Origin of the sequence: Kitasatospora sp. NPDC059827, from assembly GCF_042731675.1 — a bacterium.
In the GTDB taxonomy this organism is placed as follows: Bacteria; Actinomycetota; Actinomycetes; order Streptomycetales; family Streptomycetaceae; genus Kitasatospora.
The window spans coordinates 95,611-116,922 of record NZ_JBHWIV010000012.1; the positions used below are offsets into that span (position 1 = coordinate 95,611).

General features: G+C 73.7%; 21 protein-coding genes. 17 read left to right on the forward strand and 4 right to left on the reverse strand.

Going from position 1 to position 21,312, the window contains the following annotated elements; all coding sequences use genetic code 11:
* Positions 1–837 precede the first annotated feature (837 nt).
* On the forward strand, positions 838–1,140 hold the full coding sequence (locus ACFV8H_RS10625; protein WP_375883460.1) for a GroES family chaperonin: 303 nt from the start codon (positions 838–840) through the stop codon (positions 1,138–1,140).
* Between the two features lie 60 nt (positions 1,141–1,200).
* On the opposite strand, the gene ACFV8H_RS10630 is transcribed toward ACFV8H_RS10625, so the two are convergent.
* Entirely contained in the window at positions 1,201–1,920 is a 720-nt protein-coding gene (locus ACFV8H_RS10630; RefSeq protein WP_380398316.1) for an SDR family oxidoreductase, read from the reverse strand.
* A 137-nt stretch (positions 1,921–2,057) separates the two neighbouring features.
* On the opposite strand from ACFV8H_RS10630, the gene ACFV8H_RS10635 reads away from it, so the two are divergent.
* Together ACFV8H_RS10635 and ACFV8H_RS10640 are read left to right on the forward strand one after the other, a co-directional pair.
* Entirely contained in the window at positions 2,058–2,960 is a 903-nt protein-coding gene (locus ACFV8H_RS10635) for a LysR family transcriptional regulator (RefSeq protein WP_380398425.1), read from the forward strand.
* Positions 2,961–2,969: 9 nt separating this feature from the next.
* The gene (locus ACFV8H_RS10640) at positions 2,970–4,139 is read left to right on the forward strand and encodes a winged helix DNA-binding domain-containing protein (protein ID WP_380398318.1); all 1,170 of its coding nucleotides are present in this window, start codon (positions 2,970–2,972) and stop codon (positions 4,137–4,139) included.
* A 54-nt stretch (positions 4,140–4,193) separates the two neighbouring features.
* Here ACFV8H_RS10640 and ACFV8H_RS10645 read toward each other — a convergent pair whose 3' ends face one another.
* Positions 4,194–6,506 (reverse strand): transglycosylase domain-containing protein, encoded by a 2,313-nt coding sequence (locus ACFV8H_RS10645; RefSeq protein WP_380398319.1) that lies wholly within the window; start codon positions 6,504–6,506, stop codon positions 4,194–4,196.
* A 281-nt stretch (positions 6,507–6,787) separates the two neighbouring features.
* Here ACFV8H_RS10645 and ACFV8H_RS10650 point away from each other — a divergent pair, with 281 nt between their 5' ends.
* The 13 genes from ACFV8H_RS10650 to ACFV8H_RS10710 all read left to right on the forward strand — a co-directional run bounded on the left by ACFV8H_RS10650 (position 6,788) and on the right by ACFV8H_RS10710 (position 18,913).
* A complete protein-coding gene (locus ACFV8H_RS10650) occupies positions 6,788–7,639 on the forward strand; it encodes an ABC transporter permease (RefSeq protein WP_380398321.1) in 852 nt (283 codons plus the stop codon).
* A complete protein-coding gene (locus tag ACFV8H_RS10655; protein ID WP_380398323.1) occupies positions 7,632–8,459 on the forward strand; it encodes an ABC transporter permease in 828 nt (275 codons plus the stop codon). Before ACFV8H_RS10650 ends, ACFV8H_RS10655 begins: the two co-directional genes overlap by 8 nt.
* Positions 8,460–8,483: 24 nt before the next feature.
* Positions 8,484–9,443 (forward strand): ATP-binding cassette domain-containing protein, encoded by a 960-nt coding sequence (locus ACFV8H_RS10660; RefSeq protein ID WP_380398325.1) that lies wholly within the window; start codon positions 8,484–8,486, stop codon positions 9,441–9,443.
* Positions 9,444–9,662: 219 nt separating this feature from the next.
* Positions 9,663–10,712, forward strand: coding sequence for a glycosyltransferase family 2 protein (locus ACFV8H_RS10665; RefSeq protein ID WP_380398327.1), 1,050 nt, complete (start codon positions 9,663–9,665; stop codon positions 10,710–10,712).
* A 257-nt stretch (positions 10,713–10,969) separates the two neighbouring features.
* Positions 10,970–12,265, forward strand: a complete 1,296-nt coding sequence (locus tag ACFV8H_RS10670) for a DUF445 domain-containing protein (RefSeq protein WP_380398329.1) — start codon at positions 10,970–10,972, stop codon at positions 12,263–12,265.
* Positions 12,266–12,359: 94 nt separating this feature from the next.
* Positions 12,360–13,424: an adenosine deaminase gene (locus ACFV8H_RS10675; protein WP_380398427.1), complete on the forward strand. Its 1,065-nt coding sequence runs from the start codon at positions 12,360–12,362 to the stop codon at positions 13,422–13,424.
* A 199-nt stretch (positions 13,425–13,623) separates the two neighbouring features.
* Positions 13,624–14,256: a toxin-antitoxin system HicB family antitoxin gene (locus ACFV8H_RS10680; protein WP_380398331.1), complete on the forward strand. Its 633-nt coding sequence runs from the start codon at positions 13,624–13,626 to the stop codon at positions 14,254–14,256.
* A gap of 122 nt (positions 14,257–14,378) precedes the next feature.
* Positions 14,379–15,218: a DUF4097 domain-containing protein gene (locus ACFV8H_RS10685; protein WP_380398333.1), complete on the forward strand. Its 840-nt coding sequence runs from the start codon at positions 14,379–14,381 to the stop codon at positions 15,216–15,218.
* The gene (locus tag ACFV8H_RS10690) at positions 15,218–16,189 is read left to right on the forward strand and encodes an ABC transporter ATP-binding protein (protein ID WP_380398335.1); all 972 of its coding nucleotides are present in this window, start codon (positions 15,218–15,220) and stop codon (positions 16,187–16,189) included. Before ACFV8H_RS10685 ends, ACFV8H_RS10690 begins: the two co-directional genes overlap by 1 nt.
* Positions 16,186–16,953 carry an ABC transporter permease gene (locus ACFV8H_RS10695; RefSeq protein WP_375883164.1) on the forward strand — a complete coding sequence of 256 codons (768 nt, stop codon included), beginning with the start codon at positions 16,186–16,188 and terminating at the stop codon, positions 16,951–16,953. Before ACFV8H_RS10690 ends, ACFV8H_RS10695 begins: the two co-directional genes overlap by 4 nt.
* A 150-nt stretch (positions 16,954–17,103) precedes the next feature.
* Complete coding sequence (locus ACFV8H_RS10700; RefSeq protein ID WP_380398337.1) at positions 17,104–17,715, forward strand: hypothetical protein; 612 nt, start codon at positions 17,104–17,106, stop codon at positions 17,713–17,715.
* 105 nt (positions 17,716–17,820) lie between these two features.
* Complete coding sequence (locus ACFV8H_RS10705) at positions 17,821–18,435, forward strand: hypothetical protein (RefSeq protein ID WP_380398339.1); 615 nt, start codon at positions 17,821–17,823, stop codon at positions 18,433–18,435.
* A 37-nt stretch (positions 18,436–18,472) separates the two neighbouring features.
* Positions 18,473–18,913, forward strand: a complete 441-nt coding sequence (locus ACFV8H_RS10710; protein ID WP_380398341.1) for a hypothetical protein — start codon at positions 18,473–18,475, stop codon at positions 18,911–18,913.
* Between the two features lie 71 nt (positions 18,914–18,984).
* On the opposite strand, the gene ACFV8H_RS10715 is transcribed toward ACFV8H_RS10710, so the two are convergent.
* Positions 18,985–19,383: a hypothetical protein gene (locus ACFV8H_RS10715; protein WP_380398343.1), complete on the reverse strand. Its 399-nt coding sequence runs from the start codon at positions 19,381–19,383 to the stop codon at positions 18,985–18,987.
* A gap of 207 nt (positions 19,384–19,590) precedes the next feature.
* Here ACFV8H_RS10715 and ACFV8H_RS10720 point away from each other — a divergent pair, with 207 nt between their 5' ends.
* The gene (locus ACFV8H_RS10720; protein ID WP_380398345.1) at positions 19,591–20,334 is read left to right on the forward strand and encodes a DUF6193 family natural product biosynthesis protein; all 744 of its coding nucleotides are present in this window, start codon (positions 19,591–19,593) and stop codon (positions 20,332–20,334) included.
* A 13-nt stretch (positions 20,335–20,347) separates the two neighbouring features.
* Here ACFV8H_RS10720 and ACFV8H_RS10725 read toward each other — a convergent pair whose 3' ends face one another.
* Complete coding sequence (locus ACFV8H_RS10725; protein ID WP_380398347.1) at positions 20,348–21,223, reverse strand: hypothetical protein; 876 nt, start codon at positions 21,221–21,223, stop codon at positions 20,348–20,350.
* Positions 21,224–21,312: the final 89 nt, after the last annotated feature.

The window sequence follows — 21,312 nt, forward strand, 5'->3', positions numbered from 1 at the left end:
CTTCCCGACCCGGAGCCGGCCGGGCGGGGCAGCAAGCCCCGCGTACCAGAAGTCGATCCGCCCGACTTCCAGCGCACACTGCCCGTGCGAGCGCTCGGTGCTCATCGGGGACGTGGCCCTCTCGGGCAGGCGGGTCGGGCTGAGAGAGCAGGCCCCGCGTACCAGAAGTCGGCCCGGCCGACTTCTGGCTCAACCGGATCTGTGTTCGTCCCCCGGCGTACCGGGTGCCGTGGCCCTCTCGCATCAGGTCGGGCGAGGGCCGAGGGGCCGAGGGGCGAACCCCCTGCCGGCGGGCCGCAGCTCAGTTCTCCCCGGCCCTGGCCCCGACCCCGGCCCCGGCCCTCCGGACACCAGAAGTCGGCTGGGCCGACTTCTGGGGCGGGAGCGGCGAAAGCGCTGGGGAAAAATCTATAGACCGGTCGGTCTACTTCTGCGCGCGCTGCATGGGAAGTCGGCTGAGCCGACTTTTGGTGCGGGCAGGGTGGCGGCGGGGTCGAGAAGCCCAATGAATCTGTAGATCGATCTACATATTCTCCGGGATGGCTGCCCAGTAGATCGGTCTACATATTTCCCCCGAGGGGCACGTCACGCGCGGCGCAGCACCCCCGGCGGGCCGGGGGTGCTGCGCCGGGCGTGGGGCCCGCCCCCAGACGGGGCCGGGGGGGGGGCGGGCCGCCGCGGGCCGCCCCGCCCCTTCTGCATGCCGGGCCAGCGTCACGCGCCGCGCCCGGGGGCGGTACCTTCGGGACCGTGAGTACGAACGACGAACCGACCCATTCCGACCACGGGCACGACGAGGTGCGGCACGACCGGCTGGGCGAGAAGCTGCCGATCCGGATGCTGCACGACCGCGTGCTGGTGCGCATCGAGGGCAGCGAGGGCGAGCGCCGCTCGACCGGCGGCATCCTGATCCCGGCGACCGCGGAGCTGTCCAAGCGCTGCACCTGGGCGGAGGCGGTGGCGGTGGGTCAGAGCGTGCGCGCGGTGGAGCCCGGCGACCGCGTGCTGTACGACCCGGAGGACAAGCTGGAGGTGGAGGTCCGCGGCGCCACCTACGTGCTGCTGCGCGAGCGGGACCTGCACGCGGTGGCGGCGACCCGCTTCGGGGACACCGAGGGCTCGACCGGGCTGTACCTCTGATCGGGCTGTCCTGTTGACCGGGCTGGGCCTGTGACCGGGCTGCCCTGCTGGCCGGGTGCCCTACGCGAGCAGCCCGCCGCCGTCGACGGTGAGGACGGTGCCGGTGGCGAAGCGCTGTTCCATCAGGTACGCGTAGGCCTCGGCGGTGTCCTCGGGGTCGCCGATCCGGCCGAGGGGGAGGGCGGCGGCGGTCTGCGCGTACAGCTGCTCGCGGTCGGCCTCGGGGAGGCCGGACCAGAGCGGGGTGCGGATCATCCCGGCCCGGACGGCGTTGACCCGGATCGGGGCGAGTTCCACGGCCAGCGCCCGGACGAGGGCTTCGACCGCGCCGCAGACGCTCGCGGGGACGCTCCAGCCCGGTACCGGACGCAGGCCGGCGGTGCCGGAGGTGAGGGTGATCGAGCCGCCGGGGCGCAGCTGCGGGGTGGCGGCGCGGACGGCGTCGAGGGCGCCGAAGTAGCGCAGGGTGAAGAGGGCGCGGGCGGCGTCGAGGTCCATGGTGTCGACGGTCATCAGGGCGAGCGGGTCGCCTGCGGTGTAGACCAGGTGGTCGAGCGGGCCGAGGCGGTCGAAGAGGGCGCTGACCTGGTGGGTGTCGGTGAGGTCGGCGGTCTCGGCGGCGGTGCCGGTGGGCAGGGTGGCGAGGGCGCGGTGGGCGCTGTCCGGTCGGCTGGAGACGACGGTGACGCGGGCGCCGCGTTCGGCGGCGAGGGCGGCGGTGGCGAGGCCGATGCCGGAGGTGCCGCCGAGGACGACGACGTGCTGTTCCTTGAGGGGCATGGTGGCGCCTTTCGTGGTGTGGCCGGGGGCTTGTGTCGATGGTGCTCCGGGTGGGGTGGTGGCGTCCAAGACCTGTTCGGTCGGCTGTCATACCCTCGGGGTATCAGCGGGGAGTGGTGAGCGGGGTGGCGGTGGCGGTGGACGTCGATCTGCGGAAGCTGCGGTATTTCGTCGCGGTGGCACGGGAGTTGCACTTCGGTCGGGCGGCGGCGGAGTTGCACATCGCGCAGCCGGTGCTGTCGCGGCAGATCCGGTCGTTGGAGGCGGAGTTCGGTGCGCAGTTGTTCCGGCGTGACCGGCGGTCGACCGAACTGACGGACGCGGGGCGGCAGTTGTTGGAGGACGCGCCGCCGTTGCTGGCGGCGGCGGAGGCGTTGCGGCGCCGGGTGGGGCGGTCGGGGGAGGGGTCGGGGGAGGGTCCGGCGCGGTTCGTGGTGGGGTTCATGCCGGGGGTGGCGGTGACGGCGGCGGTGCGGGGGCTGCGCGGGCGGCATCCGGGGCTGGCGGTGGAGGTGGTGCGGACCTCCTGGGCCGATCAGGCGCGGATGGTGCTGGACGGCCGGGTGGACGTCTCCTGCGTGCGGTTGCCGGTGGACCGGCAGGGTCTGGTGCTGCGTCCGCTGTTCGCCGAGCCGCGGGTGGCGGTGTTGCCGGCGGGGCACCGGTTGGCGGGTGAAGTGTCGGTCGTGATGGCCGAGTTGGGTGGCGAGCTGCTGTTGCAGGATCCGGACTTCGTGCCGGAGTGGCGGGATCTGCCGGGGGTGTCCGGGCGGCGGCCGGAGCGGTCGCGGCCGCGGGTGGACACGGTGGAGGAGAAGCTGGAGTACGTGGCGGCGGGGGAGGGGATGGTGGTGCTGCCGTTGTCTATGGCCGCCTTCTACACCCGTGCGGACGTGGTGCACGTGCCGGTGTCGGACCTCGCGCCGCACCGGGTCTGCGTGGCCTGGGCGGCGGGGCGGACGTCGCCGCTGCTCGCGGAGTTCGCGGAGTTGGCCGGGTCCGCGGCGGAGCACCTCGGTTCTGTCGGTGGTAGCCGCTAGGGTCCGGGCATGAGCGTCCCGGTGATCGGTGAGGTGGAGCGGCGGGCCCGGTTGGGGCGGCGGCAGTTGTTGGCGCCGTCGGTGCGGGCGGCGCGGGTGGAGGACGTGGCGGACGCGGTGGTCGGGCTGCACGCCACGGACGCGGCGACGGTGTACCTGTCCGCGTGCGCGCGGCTGGCGGAGCCCTCGGCGGCGGAGGTGGACCGGGCGCTGTACGAGGACGTCTCGCTGGTGAAGCTGCTGTCGATGCGGCGGACGATCTTCGCGGTGACGGAGGGCCTGGCCCCGTACGTGAGTTCGGGGGCGGCGCGGGCGATCGCGGCGAAGGAGCGGGCGACGCTGCTCAAGCACCTGCGTGACCACGCCGAGGGCTGGGACGAGGCCCGGCTGGCGGAGGCGGAGCGTGCGGTGCTGGCCGCGCTGGCCGTGCGCGGCGAGGCGACGACCAAGGAACTCGGCGACGACGTCCCGCAGTTGCGGGAGACGATGCTGATGTCGGCGGGCAAGGCGTACGAGGCGAAGCAGAGCGTGGGCAGTCGGCTGCTGCGGCTGCTGGCCTCGGACGGGCACGTGCGCCGGTGCCGTCCGCGCGGGTCCTGGTTGAGCAGCAGCTATCCGTGGGCGCCGGTGCCGCAGTGGCCGGACGTGCCGGTGCGGGAGGCGAAGGCGGAGGTGGTGCGGCGCTGGCTGGCGGCGTACGGTCCGGCCACGGTCGAGGACGTGAAGTGGTGGACGGGCTGGACGCTGGGGGACGTCCGGCGGGCGCTGGCGGACGTGGACGCGCGGGCGGTGGCGCTGGCGGGCGGCGCGGCGGCCGTGGTGCTGCCGGGGGACGAGGGGCCGGTGGCGGCCCCGGAGCCGTGGGCGGCGCTGTTGCCGGCGCTGGATCCGGCGGTGATGGGGTGGCGCGGGCGGGACTGGTACCTGCGGCCGGAGGACGTGCCGGCGCTGTTCGACCGGGCGGGGAACGCGGGGCCGACGGTGTGGTGGTGCGGTGAGGTGGTCGGCGGCTGGGCGCAGCGGGCGGACGGTGAGGTGGTGTGGCGGCTGTTCCGGGACGTGGGGGCGGAGGCGGATCGGGCGGTCGCGGCGGAGGCGGGGCGGTTGGCGGGGTGGCTGGGGGAGGTGCGGGTGACGCCGCGCTTCCGTACGCCGCTGGAGCGGGAGTTGGTGGCGTAGCGGGAGGTCGGAGACGGGCCCTGGCGGGGGCGGGGTGCGGCGTCACCCGGTCGCTCACTGGGCCGGGGCGGTGGCCGTTCCGGTGGGCCCGGTGGTGGCGGTGGGCGGGTTGCTGGGGCGGGCGGGCCGGGTCGGGGTGGGCCGGGTGCTGGGGGTGGGCTGTTCCTGGCTGGGGGTGGGCTGGGGGTTCTGCGGGCTGGGGGCGTCGGGGCCGGGCTGCTCGGTGGCGGCGGGGGCGCTGGGGGCGTGGCTGGGGGCGGTGGGTGCGGGGGCGCCGGTGGTGGCGGTGCTGGGGGTGCTGGTGGGGGAGGTGCTGGTGCTGGGGGCGGCGGTGGGGGTCCAGGTGTCGGGGCCCTGGTCGCCGCGGCCGGTCTGCAGGTCGAACTGCTGGGTGGGGGTGCCGTTCAGGGCGGCGGTCATGTAGTCGGTCCAGATCCGGGTGGGGAAGGCGCCGCCGTTGACCCGGGTGAGGCCCGCGGTGCCGGCCAGCGGCTCCTTGGCGTGGGTCTTCGGGTTCTCGCGGAACAGGCCGACGGTGGTGGTGAGTTCGGGGGTGTAGCCGGCGAACCAGGCGGAGAGGTTGGCGTCGGTGGTGCCGGTCTTTCCGGCGGCGGGGCGGCCCAGGTCGAGGGCGGCGGCGCCGGTGCCGCGGGGGCTGACGACGTCGCGCAGGACGTCGGTGACGGAGTCGGCGACGGTGCGGCCGACGGCGTCGGTGGCCTTGTGGTCGGGCATCTTGGGGACGTCGATCGCGCCGCCGGGGTTGACCCGTTCGAGTTTCTGGACGGACCAGGGGGTGTGCGCCTGGCCGTGGTTGGCGAGGGTGGCGTAGGCGCCGGCCAGGTCGAGGGCGCTGGGGGTGGCGGTGCCGAGGGTCATCGAGGTGTTGGCCGGGTCCATGCCGCGGACGCTGTCGGGGATGCCGAGTTTGACGGCGGTGTCCCGGACGCGGCCGAGTCCGGCGTCGACGCCCTCCTGGGCGTAGACGGAGTTGACGGACTTGACCATGGCGTAGCGCAGGGTGATGTTGCCGTAGTCGACGTCGTCCTCGTTGGGCGGGGCGTACGGGGTGGGGCCGCCGGTGACGGGGCGTTCGCTGGTGCCGTCGTAGCGGGTCTCGGTGGTGATCGGGCGGCCGTCGACGGAGTGCTGGGCGATCAGGCCGGCGGCGAGGTCGACCGGTTTGAAGGTGGAGCCGATCTGGTTGTCCTGGCGCAGGGCGTCGTTGAAGGGCTGTTTGGCGTAGTCGGGGCCGCCGTAGACGGCGATGACGCGGCCGGTGGCGGGTTCGACGGAGGCGCCGGCGACCCGGACGTCGGTGTCGGTGGCGGGGCGGGCCTTGGGGTCGAGTTCGCTGGTGAGTTCGGACTGGACGGCCTTGACGAAGGCGTCCTGGCGGGGCTTGTCGAAGGTGGTGGTGATCCGCCAGCCGCCGGCCTTGAGGGTGGCGGCGTCGATGGTGCCGGAGGAGATGAGGTAGTCGTCGGCGACGCCGACCAGGTAGCCGGCCTGGCCGGCGAGGCCGGTGGCGGGCTGGGGGTCGATGGGTTCGGGGAAGGTGGTGGCGGTGCGGTCGGCGCTGGTGAGGAAGCCGAGTTGGACCATGCCGTCGAGGGCGTAGTTCCAGCGGGCGAGGGCCTTCTCGCGGTTGGCGGGGGTGGCGGTCCTGACGTCGTAGAGGCTGGGGGCCTGGAGCAGGGAGGCGAGGTAGGCGCCCTGGCCGAGGGTGAGTTGGGAGACGTCGACGCCGTAGTAGGCGTGGGCGGCGCTCTGGATGCCGTAGGCGCCGCGGCCGAAGTAGCTGCTGTTGAGGTAGCCGGCGAGGATCTCGTTCTTGCTGCGCTGCTGGTCGACCTTGAGGGCGATGAAGAGTTCGCGGCCCTTGCGTTCGAAGGTCTGGTCCTGGGTCAGGTAGTAGTTCTTGACGTACTGCTGGGTGATGGTGGAGCCGCCCTGCATGCCCTTGCCGAGCAGGGTGTTCCAGCCGGCCCGGGCCATGCCCCTCAGGTCGATGCCGCGGTTCTGGTAGAAGGTGCGGTCCTCGGCGGAGACGACGGCCTGCTGGGTCGGCAGGGGGATCTGCTCGATGGTGACGTCGGTGCGGTTGACGGCTCCGGTGCGGGCGATCTCGGTGGTGCCGTCGGCGTAGAGGTAGATGTTGTTCTGGGCGGTGGCGTGGGCGTTGGGGTCGGGCACCGGGACGATGACGTAGAGCACGGCGAAGGCGCCGACGGCGAGCAGCAGCAGTGCGGTGAGGGTGCCGAGGGTGATCCGCCAGGTGGGCAGGAGCCGGCGCCAGAGGGGGAGGGCGCGGCGGGCTTCGCGGCGGGCGGCCCGTTTGGCCTGGCGGCGGGTGCTCAACGTCATGGCGGGATTATCTGCTATTTGACGCGGGTTCAGCGGCGGCGGGGGTCTGAACTGCGTGGTTGCGCGTGGCGGTCCGCGCGCCCCGGGGTGCGTCGGAAATCCGGGTGCGGGCCGTGGGGGCCGGCGGTACGGTGAAAGGTGCAAATCGCATAGCGCGTCCACTTCGTCAGCTCCGCACGTCCGGCCCGGTACCCCCGGGGGCGGTCGGTCGGGGCCACTGGGGTGTGCGCCGACGTCGCGCGGCGCCCGTCTGCGCCTGCAAATGTCGATAAGGAGACAATATGCACGGAGCTTCCACCGCGGAGGCGAGGCCTCCCGATACCGGCACCGCCCTCGGGCTGTACACCGCCGTCGCCCGCGGCGCCTTCCGCCGCTACTCCACCTACCGGGCCGCCACCCTGGCCGGGACCTTCACCAACACCGTCTTCGGGGTCATCCTGGCCTCCTCCTTCCTCGCCCTCTGGCAGGCCCGCCCCAACCTCGGCGGCTACGACCAGGGCCAGGCCGTCACCTACATCTGGGTCAGCCAGGGCCTGCTGGTCACCGTCGCGGTCTGGGGCGGGGGCTTCCAGGACGAGATCCAGGACCGCTTCCGCAGCGGGGACATCGCCGTCGACCTCTACCGTCCGGTCGACTTCCAGGGCTGGTGGCTGGCCACCGACCTCGGCCGGGCGGGGTTCCAGGCGCTGGTCCGCGGCACCGTGCCGATGCTGTTCGGCGCCCTGGTGTTCCGCACCCGGATGCCCGAGCGGCCGCTGACCTGGGTGTTCTTCCTGCTCTCGGTGCTGCTCGCGCTGCTGGTCAGCTTCGGCGTGCGGTTCCTGGTCTCGATCACCGGCTTCTGGCTGCACGACTCGGAGGGGGTGCGCGCGGTGAGCCTGGTGGTCTCGATGTTCTTCTCCGGGATGCTGCTGCCGATCGTGCTCTTCCCCGGCTGGCTCGGCGACCTGGCCCGGGTGCTGCCCTGGGCGGCCCTGGTCAAGGTGCCGACCGACGTCTTCCTGGAGCGGGCGGGCGGCACCGGGCTGCTCCGGGCGCTCGGCTTCCAGCTCGGCTGGGCGGCCGCGCTGCTGGCCGCGGGCCGGGGCGCGCAGTGGCTGGCGACCCGCCGGGTGGTGGTGCAGGGTGGCTGAGCCGTTCCTCGCCCGGACGTCCTGGGCGGTCCGCTCCTGGTGGCTCTGCGCCCGGATGTGGATGCGCTCGATGATGGCCTACCGGGCCTCCTTCCTGCTCAACCTGCTGGCCAGCCTGGTCACCCACTCGCTCGACTTCGTCGTGCTGGTGATCATGTTCCGGCACACCGACCAGCTCGGCGGCTGGCACCTGCCGGAGATCGCCTTCCTCTACGCCACCGCGACCTTCTCGCTCGGCATCGCCAACCTGTTGGTCGGCTCGGCCGACGGCCTCGGCGTACGGATCATGAACGGTTCGCTGGACACCATGCTGGTCCGCCCCGCACCCGCGCTCTCCCAGCTGTGCGCCGAGCGGTTCACCCTGCGCCGGCTCGGCCGCCCGCTCCAGGCCGTGATCGTGCTCGGCTGGTCCCTGACCGCCCTGGACGTGCACTGGACCTGGGACCGGGTGCTGCTCGTGCCCGTCCTGCTGGTGTGCGGCAGCGTCATCTTCGGCGCGATCTACGTCGGCGGCGCCACCGTCCAGTTCTGGTGGGGCGAGTCCAAGGAGATCCAGAACTCCTTCACCTACGGCGGCGCGACCCTGCTGCACTACCCGCCGACGGTCTTCGCCAAGGAACTGGTGGCCGGGGCGGTCTTCGGCGTCCCGCTGGCCTTCGTCAACTGGCTGCCCACCCTGCGCATCCTCGACCGGCCCGACCCGCTCGGGCTGCCCACCGCCTTCCAGTACGCCTCCCCGGTCGCCGCCGCGCTCTGCGTCGCCGCCGCCGGGCTGGCCTGGCGGGCCGGACTGCGCGCCTACCGCGGCACCGGCAGCTGACCCCCCGTACCGAAAGGACCCCCCGTGGCACTGATCGAACTCCAGGACGTCCACCGCACCTTCACCGTGCGGGCCCGCACCGGCCGGTTCAGCCGGGTCAAGCGCGAGGTGCGCGCGGTGGACGGCCTCAGCTTCACCGTCGAGGCCGGCGAGTGCGTCGGCTACATCGGGCCCAACGGCGCCGGGAAGTCGACCACCATCAAGATGCTCACCGGCATCCTCGTCCCCAGCTCCGGCCGGCTGCGCGTCGCCGGGGTCGACCCGGCCCGCGAACGGGTCACGCTGGCCCGCCGGATCGGCGTCGTCTTCGGGCAGCGCACCACCCTGTGGTGGGACCTCCCGCTGCGCGACTCCTTCGAACTCGCCCGCCGGATCTACCGGATCCCCGACCCGCGGTACCGCGAGAACCTCGGCCGCTGCGTCGAACTCCTCGACCTGGGCGGCCTGTTGGACACCCCCGTACGGCAGCTCTCGCTCGGCCAGCGGATGCGCGGCGACCTCGCGGCGGCCCTGCTGCACGACCCCCGGGTGCTCTACCTGGACGAGCCGACCATCGGCCTGGACGTGGTCAGCAAGGGCCGGGTGCGGGAGTTCCTGCGCGAGGTCAACCGGGACCGCGGCACCACCGTGCTGCTCACCACCCACGACCTCACCGACATCGAGCAGCTCTGCGGCCGGGTGATGGTGATCGACCACGGCCGGGTCGTCCACGACGGCGGGCTGGACGGGCTGCACGCCGCCGGGCGCAGCGAGCGGACCCTGGTGGTCGACCTGGCCGAGGCCCGGCCGGCGATCGAGGTGGCCGGGGCGCGGGTGGTGAAGATCGAGGGGCCGCGCCAGTGGCTGGCCTTCCCGGCGCAGGAGAGCGCGGCGCCGATCGTGGCGGCGGTCGCGGCGCGGTACCCGCTGGTGGACCTCTCGGTGCGTGAGCCGGCCATCGAGGACGTGATCGCGCGGATGTACGCGGAGGTGGCGATCGGCTGAGGGCGGGGCGTCGGTCGGTCGGGGGCGGCGGTCGGTCGGCGCGTGTCACCCGTCCGGGGGCGGCTGCCGTTCGGGGGTTGACGGTTCGGGCGGGCGTTCGGTGCGCGTCACCCGTCCGGGGAGGGCACGTGACTCCCCGGCGGGCGGCCGAGTTGGACCGTGCATCGCCGTCGGTCAGCGCGCCGGCGAACCGCCGCCGCCCCGGAGGCCCGCCGCCCGATGCCCGTACCCGACGTGACCGTGGTGGTCGCGGTCCACGACGCCATGCCGTACCTCGCCGCGTGCCTGGACTCGCTGGTCGGGCAGTCCCTGGAGCCGGGGCGGCTGGAGGTGGTGGTCGTCGACGACGGCTCCACGGACGGCGGCGAGGTGCTGTTGGACGAGTACGCGGCCCGGCACCCCGGGGTGTTCCGGGTGGTCCACCAGCCCGACCCGGGTGGCCCGGCGGGCCCCGCCGACCGCGGTGTGGACCTGGCCCGGGGGCGGTACGTGCTCTTCCTCGGCGCCGACGACCGGCTCGGCGAGGAGGCGCTGGAGCGGCTGGTCGCGGCCGCCGACGCCTGGGGCTCGGACCTGGTCCTCCCGGACCAGCCGTTCACCCTGGAGGCCTGCCTGCGGGCCGTCCGGCTCTCCGTCCTCGCCGACTACGACCACTACGTCCTGGTGCTGCGCGAGGACCGGGGCAACGTCACCGGGCGGGCCTCGGTGCTCGACCGGCTGCGCGGGATCACCGCCCTCCAGCAGGTGGCCGCCGAACTCGCCGATCCCGGAGAGGAGTTGGACGCCATCCGGGTGCGCAGCTTCGCCTGGGACGTGCCCCGGCTGCTCCAGGCCGGCTTCCTGCTGCTCGACGACGGGCTGCAACGGCGGGTGTGCGCCGAGGTCGGCCGGATGATCGAGTGCTTCGGCGCCCGCGCGGTGTACGACCGGCTGCCGGTCACCGCCCGGCTGCGGCTCGAACTCGCCGCCGCCGTCCGGCCGGAGGCGCTGCGCGACCAGATCCGTTACGAGGCCGCGCACGGCGACCCGCCGGTGGTGGCGGTCGGCCGGCGGCGCTACGCGGGGTACCCGGCGTTCCGGGACGCCCGGCTCGGCCTGCCCGACGGGCTGTTCCTGCTGGGCGAGGAGCCGCTGCCGGTGGACGTCCCGCCGCTCAACCTCGCCCAGCAGCTGTGGCGCGGCGTCGTCCCGGAGCACCTGCGGCGCGGGCTGCGGCGCCACCCGGTGTGGCGTCGGCTCGCCAACTCGGTGAACGGGGGGCGGGGGTGAGCGCCGACGCGCCGGTGGTGGCGGCGGTGTTGCAGGCGGACCACCCGGAGTACCGGGAGCTGGGGCCGGGGAAGCTGCCGGGGGTGCGGGTGCGGCGGATCGTGCGGGGCGGGGCGGGGCGTGAGCGGGTTCGGGGGCGTGCTGGGCGGGGCGTGCGGCGGTGCGGAGGTGGCCCGGCCCGGGCGCTCATCGGTTCCGGGGGCGTGTGATCGCGGGGCACGCCCCCGTCCGCGCCGGTCAGCGGGCAGACTGGCGGGGTGAGTGACGAAGCCTTCAGCGGGACCGGCCCCGGGGTCCGGTTCACCGCGGCCGACGAGCAGAAGAGACACGGCGTCCGCCGGATGAAGACCATCGCGACCGGCCTGCTGGCCTTCGCGACCCTGGTCTTCGCCCTGGCGACCTGGGCGAAGGCGGCCGGGGCCGGCCCCTGGGCCGGGTACGTGGCGGCCGCCGCCGAGGCGGGCATGGTCGGCGCGCTGGCCGACTGGTTCGCCGTGACGGCGCTGTTCCGCCGCCCCTTCGGCCTGCCGATCCCGCACACCGCGATCATCCCGACCAAGAAGGACGCCTTCGGGCGCTCGCTCGGCGACTTCGTCGGCGACAACTTCCTGGCCGCCCACGTGGTGCGCGGCCGGCTGGCCGCGCTCGGCGTCGGCCGCCGGCTGGGGGAGTGGCTGGCCGCACCGGGGAGCGCCGAGCGGGTCACCAAGGAGGCCTCGGCGGCGCTGCGCGGGCTGCTCGCGGTGCTGCGCGACGACGACGTGCGGGCGGTGGTCGCCGAGGCGGTGACCAGGCGGGCCGCCGCGACCTCGGTGGCCGAGCCGATGGGCCGGATGCTGGGCAAGGTGGTCGCGGACGGCGGCCACCACGGCGTGGTGGACCTGGTCGCCGTCCGGGCGCACGGCTGGCTGACCGACAACCACGAGGACGTGGTCCGCAAGGTCACCCAGAAGACCCCGGGCTGGACCCCGAAGTTCCTCGACCACCAGGTCGGCGAGCGGGTCTACAAGGAGCTGCTGCGCTTCGTCACCGACATCCGGGACGACCCCGAGCACCCGGCCCGCGGCGCGATCGACAACTTCCTCGCCGACTTCGCCACCGAGCTGCAGAACGACCCGGAGACCATCGCCCGGGTCGAGCGCGCCAAGGGCGAGCTGCTCGCCCGCCCCGAGGTGCAGGACCTGATCAACTCCACCTGGGCGGCCGTGCGCACCCTGGTGATGGGTGCGGCCGAGGACGAGGACAGCGAACTGCGCCGGCGCATCCGAGACGGCGTGCGCCGCTTCGGCGAGCGCCTGGCCACCGACGCCAAGCTCCAGGCCAAGGTCGACGGCTGGCTGCAGGACGCCGCCCAGTACCTGGTCGACACCTACCGGACCGAGATCACCTCGCTGATCTCCGAGACGGTGGCGGGCTGGGACGCCGACGAGGCCTCGCGCAAGATCGAGGCCAACGTCGGGCGGGACCTCCAGTTCATCCGGATCAACGGCACCGTGGTGGGCGCCCTGGCCGGGCTGCTGATCCACACCGTGGCGGTGGCCCTCGGCGGGTGATCCCGGGCCCGGGCCTATCCTTGCCAGCACCAATCGGTACGCGCGTAGAAGCAGAGAAGAGGGAACCACCGTGGTCCAGCCGGACGGAAGTCGGATCGGCCCCAACCCCGGCAGGACCGGGCCGGGCGACCGGAGCATCGAGGCGTTCATCGCCGGGATGCCCAAGGCGGAACTGCACGTCCACCACGTCGGCTCGGCCTCGCCGCGGATCGTCGCGGACCTGGCCTCCCGCTACGCCGGGCAGTCCAAGGTGCCGACGGACCCGGCGGCGCTCGCCGAGTACTTCACCTTCACCGACTTCGCGCACTTCATCGACGTCTACCTGAGCGTGGTGGACCTCGTCCGCGACGCCGAGGACGTCCGGGCGCTCACCTACGGCGTGGCCGAGGACATGGCCCGGCAGAACATCCGCTACGCCGAGCTGACCCTCACGCCGTACTCCTCGGTCAAGCGCGGCATCCCCGACGTGGCCTTCATGGAGGCGATCGAGGACGCCCGGCTGCGCGCCGAGAAGGACCTCGGCGTGGTGCTGCGCTGGTGCTTCGACATCCCGGGCGAGGCAGGCCTGGAGGCCGCCGAGATCACCGCCCGGCTGGCCACCGACCTGGCCCCCGAGGGCCTGGTCAGCTTCGGCCTGGGCGGCCCGGAGATCGGCGTGCCGCGGCCCCAGTTCAAGCCGTACTTCGACCGGGCCCGGGCGGCCGGGCTGCGCTCCGTCCCGCACGCCGGTGAGACCACCGGGCCGGAGACGGTCTGGGACGCCATCCGCGAGCTCGGCGCCGAGCGCATCGGGCACGGCACCCAGGCGGTGAAGGACCCGGCGCTGGTCGACCACCTGGGCGAGCACCGCATCCCGCTGGAGGTCTGCCCGACCTCCAACATCGCCACCCGGGCGGTGGAGCGGATCGAGGACCACCCGATCAAGCGGATGGTGGACGCCGGGCTGCTGGTCACCGTCAACAGCGACGACCCGCCGATGTTCGGCACCGACCTCAACACCGAGTACGCGGTGGCGGCGCGGCTGCTGGGGCTGGACGAGACCGGGGTGGCGGCGCTGGCCCGCAACGCGGTCGAGGCCTCCTTCCTGGAGCAGGCGGGCAAGGCGCGGCTGGCCGGCGAGATCGACTCCTACCTGGCGGGCTGGCAGCAGCAGCGCTGACCTTCCCGCAGGTCAACCGCCCCGTCGACGTCGTCGGCGGGGCGGTTCGCGTGGTGCCGCAGGTGCGGCGCCGGGCATGGTGCCGAGCGTGGCATCGGGCGTGGTGCCGAGTGTGGCACCGGACGTGGTGCCGGACGTGGCGCCAAAGTGGTGCCAAAAACGCCTCGACATGGCACCACTGCTGTGCCATGCTCTAGCCATGGACCTCACGCCGTACGTCGAAAACCTCCGGAACGAGCTCGCGGTGGCCGCCGCCACCGGTGGGGACGAAGCGCGGGCGCTGGCCGACCGGCTGACGCTCCCGCTGGAGTCGGCCGTGCGGCTCACCCTGCTCAACGCCCTCTCCGCCGCCATGGGCGAAGTCACCCGTGACCTCGCCCCGGGCTCGGTGGACGTACGGCTGCGCGGCCTCGACCCCGAGTTCGTGGTGACGGCGCCGCCCGGCTCCGTCGGCTTCCACGGCGACGCGCCGCCCGCGATGCCGAGCGTGCTGTCGCCCGCGGCGTCGGGCGGGCTGCCGCCCGTGGTACCACCGGTGGCGCCGCCCGTGGTGCCACCGATAGTGCCGCCCGCGCTGCCGGTGCCCCCGTCCGCGACGCCGGAGTCGGACGACAGCGGCACCGCCCGGATCAACCTGCGCCTGCCCGCCCACCTCAAGGCCAGGGCGGAGGAGGCCGCCGGGCAGGAGGGCCTCTCGCTCAACGCCTGGCTGGTCCGGGCCGTCGCCGGCGCGGTCGACGGCGGCGCCCGGGCCGCCCGCCCGGCCGCCGAGCTCGGTTCCCGCGCCGTCCGCGGCGTCGGCGGCCAGGGCTTCACCGGCTGGGTCCGCTAGCGCCCCCGCAGCACCGCCAGTCCTGCCAGTCCTGTCAGCCCCGCCAGCGCCACCGCCCCTGCAACGTCACCCCCGCTCCGACCAGCGGGAACACTCACACGAGTCAAGAGGACGGCACAGCCATGCCCACGTACGAGACCGACGGACAGATCTCCGTCTCCCTTGAGTTCGAGATCGGCTCGGTGTGGATCCGCGCGAGCAAGCGCAACGACACCGTCGTCGAGGTCCGGCCCACCAGCACCGCCAGGGACGCGGACGTCAAGGCCGCCGAGCTGACCCAGGTCGACTTCTCCGGCGGCCGGCTCACCGTCAAGGGCCCCAAGCAGCGCACCGTGTTCTCCAGCAAGAAGGGCTCGATCGACCTCACCGTCGAGCTGCCCGCCGGCTCCGAGGTGCACGCCGACTCCCCGATGGCGGACTTCGTCACCGAGGGCCCGCTCGGCGACTGCCGGATCAAGACCTCCATGGGCCGGATCCAGCTCGACCGGGCCGCCGGCGCGCGGCTCAAGACCGACATCGGCGACATCCGGGTCGGCACCGTCACCGGGGACGCCGAGGTGACGGGCTCGGGCCGGATCGAGGTCGGCACCGTCGGGGGCCGGCTGACGGTCAAGAACAGCCACGGCGACACCGAGATCGACGAGGTGCGCGGCGAGCTGGCGGCGAACGCCTCCAACGGCCGGATCCACATCGGCCTCGCCGAGGGGGACGTCGAGGCCAAGACCGCGAACGGCCACATCCGGGTCGGCCAGGTCGTCCGCGGCAAGGTCGGCCTCCAGGTCGGCGTCGGGGACATCGAGGTCGGCATCGCGGAGGGCACGGCGGCCTGGCTCGACGTGCACAGCAAGTTCGGTGCCGTCCGCAACGCCCTCGACACGGCCACAGGTCCGGGCGAGGCCCGGGAGACGGTCGAGGTCCGCGGCACCACCCAGATCGGCAGCATCCTCATCCGGAGGGCCTGATGGCGGCGACGACGGCGAACCCGGCGACGGCCCCGGTCGCGAGCACCACGGCGATCTCGGTGACCGGGCTGACCAAGAACTACGGGGACAAGGCGGTGCTCAGGGGCGTCGACCTGTCCATCCCGGCGGGCAGCGTCTTCGCCCTGCTCGGGCCGAACGGCGCGGGCAAGACCACCACCGTGGAGATCCTCTCCACCCTGATCCCCGCCGACGGCGGCACGGTCCGGGTGGCCGGGCACGACGTGGCCCGCCAGGCCGACGGGGTGCGGAAGGCGATCGGGGTCACCGGCCAGTTCTCGGCGGTGGACAACCTCCTCACCGCCGAGGAGAACCTGATGCTGATGGCCGACCTCAACCACCTCCGCCGTCGGGAGGGGCGGAGGCGGGCCGAGGGACTGCTGCGGCGCTTCGAGCTCGACGAAGCCGCGCGCCGACCGGTCGCCACCTTCTCCGGCGGCATGCGGCGCAAGCTCGACCTGGCGATGACCCTGGTCGGCGACCCCGAGGTGATCTTCCTGGACGAGCCCACCACCGGGCTGGATCCGCGCAGCCGGCGCACCATGTGGGAGATCATCCGGGGCCTGGTCGCCGACCACGGGGTGACGATCTTCCTCACCACCCAGTACCTGGACGAGGCCGACCAACTCGCCGACCGGATCGCCGTCCTGGACGACGGCCGGATCGTCGCCGAGGGCACGGCCGAGGAGTTGAAGCGGATCGTCCCCGGCGGGCGGATCCGGCTCCAGTTCTCGGACACCGACCGACTCGCCGCCGCCGCGGCGCTGTTCGACTACGCCACCGCCGACGCCGAGGCCCTGCGGCTGGACATCCCGGGGGACAACTCCGTGCTCACCGTGCGGGCGGTGCTGGACGTGCTCGACAACGCCTCCGTGCCGGCCGAGTCGCTGGTCGTGGAGACGGCCGACCTGGACGACGTCTTCCTGCAACTCACCGGAGAGGGTGCACGATGAGCACGGCGACGTACGTGGTCAGCGACTCGCTGACCATGCTGAGGCGCAACCTCAAGCGCGCGCAGCGGTACCCGGCGATGACCTTCTCCGTCGTGGTGATGCCGGTGATGATGCTGCTGCTCTTCAACTACGCCTTCGGAGGCGCGTTGGGGGCCGGCATCGGGGGCGGGAGCTACATCGACTACGTGACGCCGGGGATCGTCCTGATGACGGCGACGTCGGGGGCGGTCGCCACGGCGGTCGGCGTCTGCGTCGACATGACCGAGGGGATCGTCAACCGGTTCCGGACGATGGCGATCTCGCGCTCGGCGTTCCTGACCGGGCACGTGGTCGGGAGCGTGATCCAGACGGTGGTCGCGCTCGTGGTGGTGACCGGCGCGGCCTTCGCCATGGGGTTCCGGTCGAGCGCCGGGCCGCTGGAGTGGCTGGCGGCAGCGGGCCTGCTGCTGTTCGTGACCCTGACACTGACCTGGATATCGGCGGGGATCGGACTGGTCTCCAAGACGCCGGAGAGCGCGAGCAACACGCCGCTGCCGCTGACCTTCCTGCCCTTCATCGGCAGTGCGATCGTGCCGCCGGACTCGATGCCGACCGTGCTGCGGTGGTTCGCCGAGTACCAGCCCTTCACGCCGATCATCGAGACCCTGCGCGGTCTGCTGATGGGCACCGGCATCGGCAACAGCGGCTGGATCGCCCTCGCCTGGTGCACCGGGCTGACGCTGCTCGGCTACTTCTGGTCGCGGAGCGTCTTCTACCGGCGGTGACGGGGGTACGGCCGGTAGCCGTCGGACGGCCCGGGAGGCGGGGAGACCCGCCACCCGGGCCGCCGTGGCGTTCCCGGCCCCGCTCCACCACCGGGCCCCTGTAGTAAAGTCCGCGCCAAAGTTCGGCAAACCGGCGCAGGGGGGCGGGAGATGACCGTACGTCGCAGGTGGACGGTCCGGGGGCTCCGGTCCGGCGCCCTGGCCGCGCTCCTGGCCTACGCGGCGGGCCTGTACGCCTCCCGCTCGGGGGGCCTGGTGGAGGTCGAGCGCCTGCTCGACCGTCCGGTGCCGCTGCTCGGTGCGGCCGTGGTGCTGCTCGTGGTCTCCGCGGTGCTCGGTGCCGGGTCCAGCAGCGGGGCCCGCAGCGGGGCTCGCGCCGGGGTCGTCCAGATCGCCGTCGCGGTCGTCCTGGCACCGCTCGTCGCCGCGTCGGCGGTCGGCGCGGCGAGCTCCCGGCTGCTCGACGGCGGCGCGCGGTCCGTCGAGCGCAAGGTCCACCCCGACCACCCGGAACGGGTGTTGACCGTCACCGGCGACTCCTCCTCGATCGACTCGACCTCCTACCGGGCCGAACTGCTCACCGGCACCGGCTGGTCCGCCCGCCACTGGACCATCGGCAGCTGGGACGGCGGACGCGACCGCCTCCGGGCCGTCGAGTGGTCCACTGCCGATCGGATCACGGTGACCACGGCCCGCGAGCTCCTGGTCTTCACCCTCGGCCCCGACGGCGACCCGGGCCGCCCGACGGCGACGCCCCGCTGACGGTGACCTGCTGACGGCGATCTGCCGGCGGCACCCCCTGATCAACAACGGCCCCCTGTAGTAAAGTCCGCGCAAAGCTCGGCAAAAGACCGCCCGGGGGGACGGATGACGGCGAGGCGCCGCAAGCAGGTCGCGTGGGTGCTCAGAGGCCTGGCACTCGCGGCGTTGCTGGTGTACCTGCCGGGCTGGCACGCCTCCCGTTCGGGCGGGCTGGTGGTGGTCGAGCACTGGCTCAACCGGCCGGTCCTGCTGATCGGGTCGGCGGTGGTGCTGATCGTGGTCTCGCTGGTGATCGAGCTGGAGTTCCGCACCTGGTTCTCGCAGATCGGCTGCGCTGCCCTGCTGGCCCCGCTCGTCCTCGCCGGGGTGCCGGTGCTGTTCCTGTCCTACGTGTTCAGCGGTGACGGAGGCCGGGAGGACCGCTTCGTCAGCCCGAGCCGCCCGGACCGGATCCTGAGCGTCACCAACGTCTCCGGCTTCTCCATCGACCCGGTCTACCAGGTGGAGTTGGAGGCCGGCACCGGCTGGTCCACCCGCCACTGGAGCATCGGCACCTGGGACACCCGGGACGGCGAGTTCATCCGCGTCGACTGGTCCGGGCCGGACCGGATCACCGTCACCGGCCGCACCTCCCTCACCGTCTTCGAGGTCCTCCCCGACGGCAGCCTGGGCGAGCCCCGGGTGCTTCCCAAGCCGGGGCCGGTCGGAGCCGGGTCCTGAACCCGAGGCCGATCAACCGCCCGCCTAGGCTGGCGTGGTGACGCAGGGGATCCGTGGGGGACGGGGAGTACGGCCGCGCTGGGTGTGGTGGGTGGCGGCGGTGTGGGCGGTGGGGTTCGCCGAGGGGGCGGCGGTGCACGTGTACCAGGTCGGGAGCGGGGGGCTGCACGCCTACGCGTGGTGGCCGGTGCCGAGCCAGGTGCTGTTCCACGCGCTGCTGGTGCTCGACCCCTTGGCCGCCGTGCTGGTGGCCCGGGCGCGGCCGGCGGGGGTGTGGCTCGGGGTGGGGGTCATGGCGGCCGACCTGACGGCCAACTGGTGGGCGAACTGGGACGACGTCCTGCGCCGTCCGCTCGCCTACCTCCAGGGCGTGGTCGGGCTGCCGGCGATGACGCTGTTCGGGCTGTTCGTGTTCCTTACCGCTGCGCCGCTGCGCCGGGCGTTCCTCGGCCCGGGCCCGGATCTCCGTCGTCCGTAGGGGATCCGGGCCCGCGCCGAGGAGTTGCCGAGGAGCTGCCGGGGGACTGGCCGGGGGGCTGGCCGGGTCCGTCACCAGACGGTGATGCCCATGGTGTCGGCCGCGCTGTGGATGGCGTTGTAGTGCGGGATCGACATGTCGGACTTCTTCTGGCCGGCCGGGAGGTTCTTGTCGGCGGCGCGGAACTCGTCGCGGGCGGCGGCGAGCAGGCTGGTGCCGTAGGAGACCGGGACGTCCTTGGTGCCGTGGGCCGGGTGGGACTTGGCGGCCGTCTGGCTGCCCGCCTGGGCGAGGGTGCTGCGGGCCTGGTTGTAGGCGGCGGCCTTGACCGTCTTCGGGTTGGCGAGCCGGGCCTGCGCGGTGCCGGCCGTCCGGGTCTGGTCGGCGGCCATGGCGACGGGTGCGACGGCGGCGGTGAGAGCGCCGGTGGCGACGACGGTGACGAGGGCGTTGCGGACGAGCCTGTTCATGTGGATTCCTTCCGGGAGAATTCCGAGAATTCCGAGAACTCCGAGGATTCGCCTCCGCTTCGGTCCCGGGGGATCGTCGGAGTGCGAACGTCTCCGCACTACCCCGGCTTCTGAGAGCGGAAAACCCGATTCCGTACGGTTCGTTCGGAAGTGATCGGATCAGGACGTTTTCTGGCTTCGGGGAACTCGTATCGTCAGACTGGGAGGGTGAATCCTGACCGCTACCCGGACGTGGCCGCCGCCGGGAGCCTCGCCGCCGCACTGGAGTCCGTCGCCGCCGAACTGGCCGTGGACATCACCCTGGTGCCGGGGACTTGGGGTGCCGCGGCCTCGGCGGGCATCGCGGCCCCGGCGGGCGCGGTGCCCTCGGGGCCCGTGCGCCGGCCGCTGCAGGTCCACCTGTCCGCCGGGAGGCGTAGCTTCGGCGTCTCCGGCCGGAGCCTGGGCGCCGAGCTGATCACGGGTTGGACGGCCGACCTCCGGGACGTCGTCCGGGCCGCCGTGGCCTGGGGGAGCGGCCGGAGCCTCGCGGAGCTGCGCGAGCGGTTCCCGTTCCTCTCCTCCTCGGAGCTCGCCGAGGCCCATGAGCACGGGGCTGCCGCCGTGGTCGGGCTGCAGTGGCACTGGGTCCGGGAACGGGCCCTGCGGGAAGCGGAGTCCACGGAGTTCGGCCTGCTGGTCGCAGCGGCCGACGCGGAGCCGAGGCTCCGGCAGTTGTCCCCGGCCGTCAGCCACGGGAGGCTGCTCCTCGCGGGCCGGACCGGCTTCCCGTCCGACCCGGTGATCGCGATCGTTCCCGCGGACGACGGCCGCTCGTACCGGGTGCGGCGGTTCCCGCACGGCGGCGTGGTCGCCGAGGCCGGGACGGCGGCGGAGGCCGTCGCACTGGCCGTCGCCCACCTGCCGGCCGACCTCGGGCCGGCCGTGCTCGGCAGCGACGAGGACGCCTGACGGTCGCCGCTCGTCAGTCTTCTTCCTCGTACGGCGGGATGGTCCAGCGCAGCACCGTGCCGCCGTCCGGGGCGGCTTCGAGGGTGACCGGGTAGACCTGGCCCCAGCCGCGTTCGCCGTGGTGCCGGACGGCGTGGTCGCCCTGGTCCCAGCCGATGCCGAGTACGGCGCAGCCGCCGACCTCGACCGCACCGACGCGCAGCGGGTGGTCCCAGCCGGCCCGCTCGGCGCGGTAGTGGTCGGTGTGCGGGTCGAGGCCGACGGCGACGCCGGTGCCGGGGAGGCCGCCGCGCCAGGTGGTGAGTTCAGCGGTGCGGGCGGTGGCCTCGGCGAGCGGGAGGTCGAGCCAGCCGTGCGGGCCGTCGACGCCGTGCCAGAAGATCCGTTCGCCGCCGAAGTGGGCGTGGGCGTCGTCCTCGTGGCGGCCCCAGTAGGTGACGTCGGCGAGGCCGTTGGTGGAGTCGCCGTGCAGTCCGGTCCACGCCTCCAGGGCGGTGGCGTCGCCGATCACCGTGCCGCAGCGGTCGACGGGCAGGTCGCCGAGCGGGATCGGACCGGCCGGGTCGGCGTCGGCGGGCCAGGGGAGGCCGAGTTCGATCTCCAGGGTGGCGATGCTCGGTTCCTCGTCGAACGGTGACGGCGAGGTGGTGGCCCGGACCCGCAGCGGCCGGTCGGCGGCGGCCCGGACGGCGAAGGCCTCGCACTCCCCGTCCCGGAGGTGGGCGCCGGGCGCGGTGGCGGTCGCCGCGCGGGCACGTTCGCCGAGGGGCGCGCCGGTCTCCGGCCAGAAGTCGATCCAGCCGGCCATGCCGAGCACCAGCAGGCCGGACGGTGCGGTGACGGTTCCCAGGTCGGTGAAGGCTCCCAGGTCGGTGAAGGTTTCGGGCATGCGCCGATTGTGCCGTTCCGGTACGACACTCCCGAATCCCGGTCGGGCTCCGAGCCCGCGTGGTGGGTGGGCTCGCCGGGTGGGGCCGG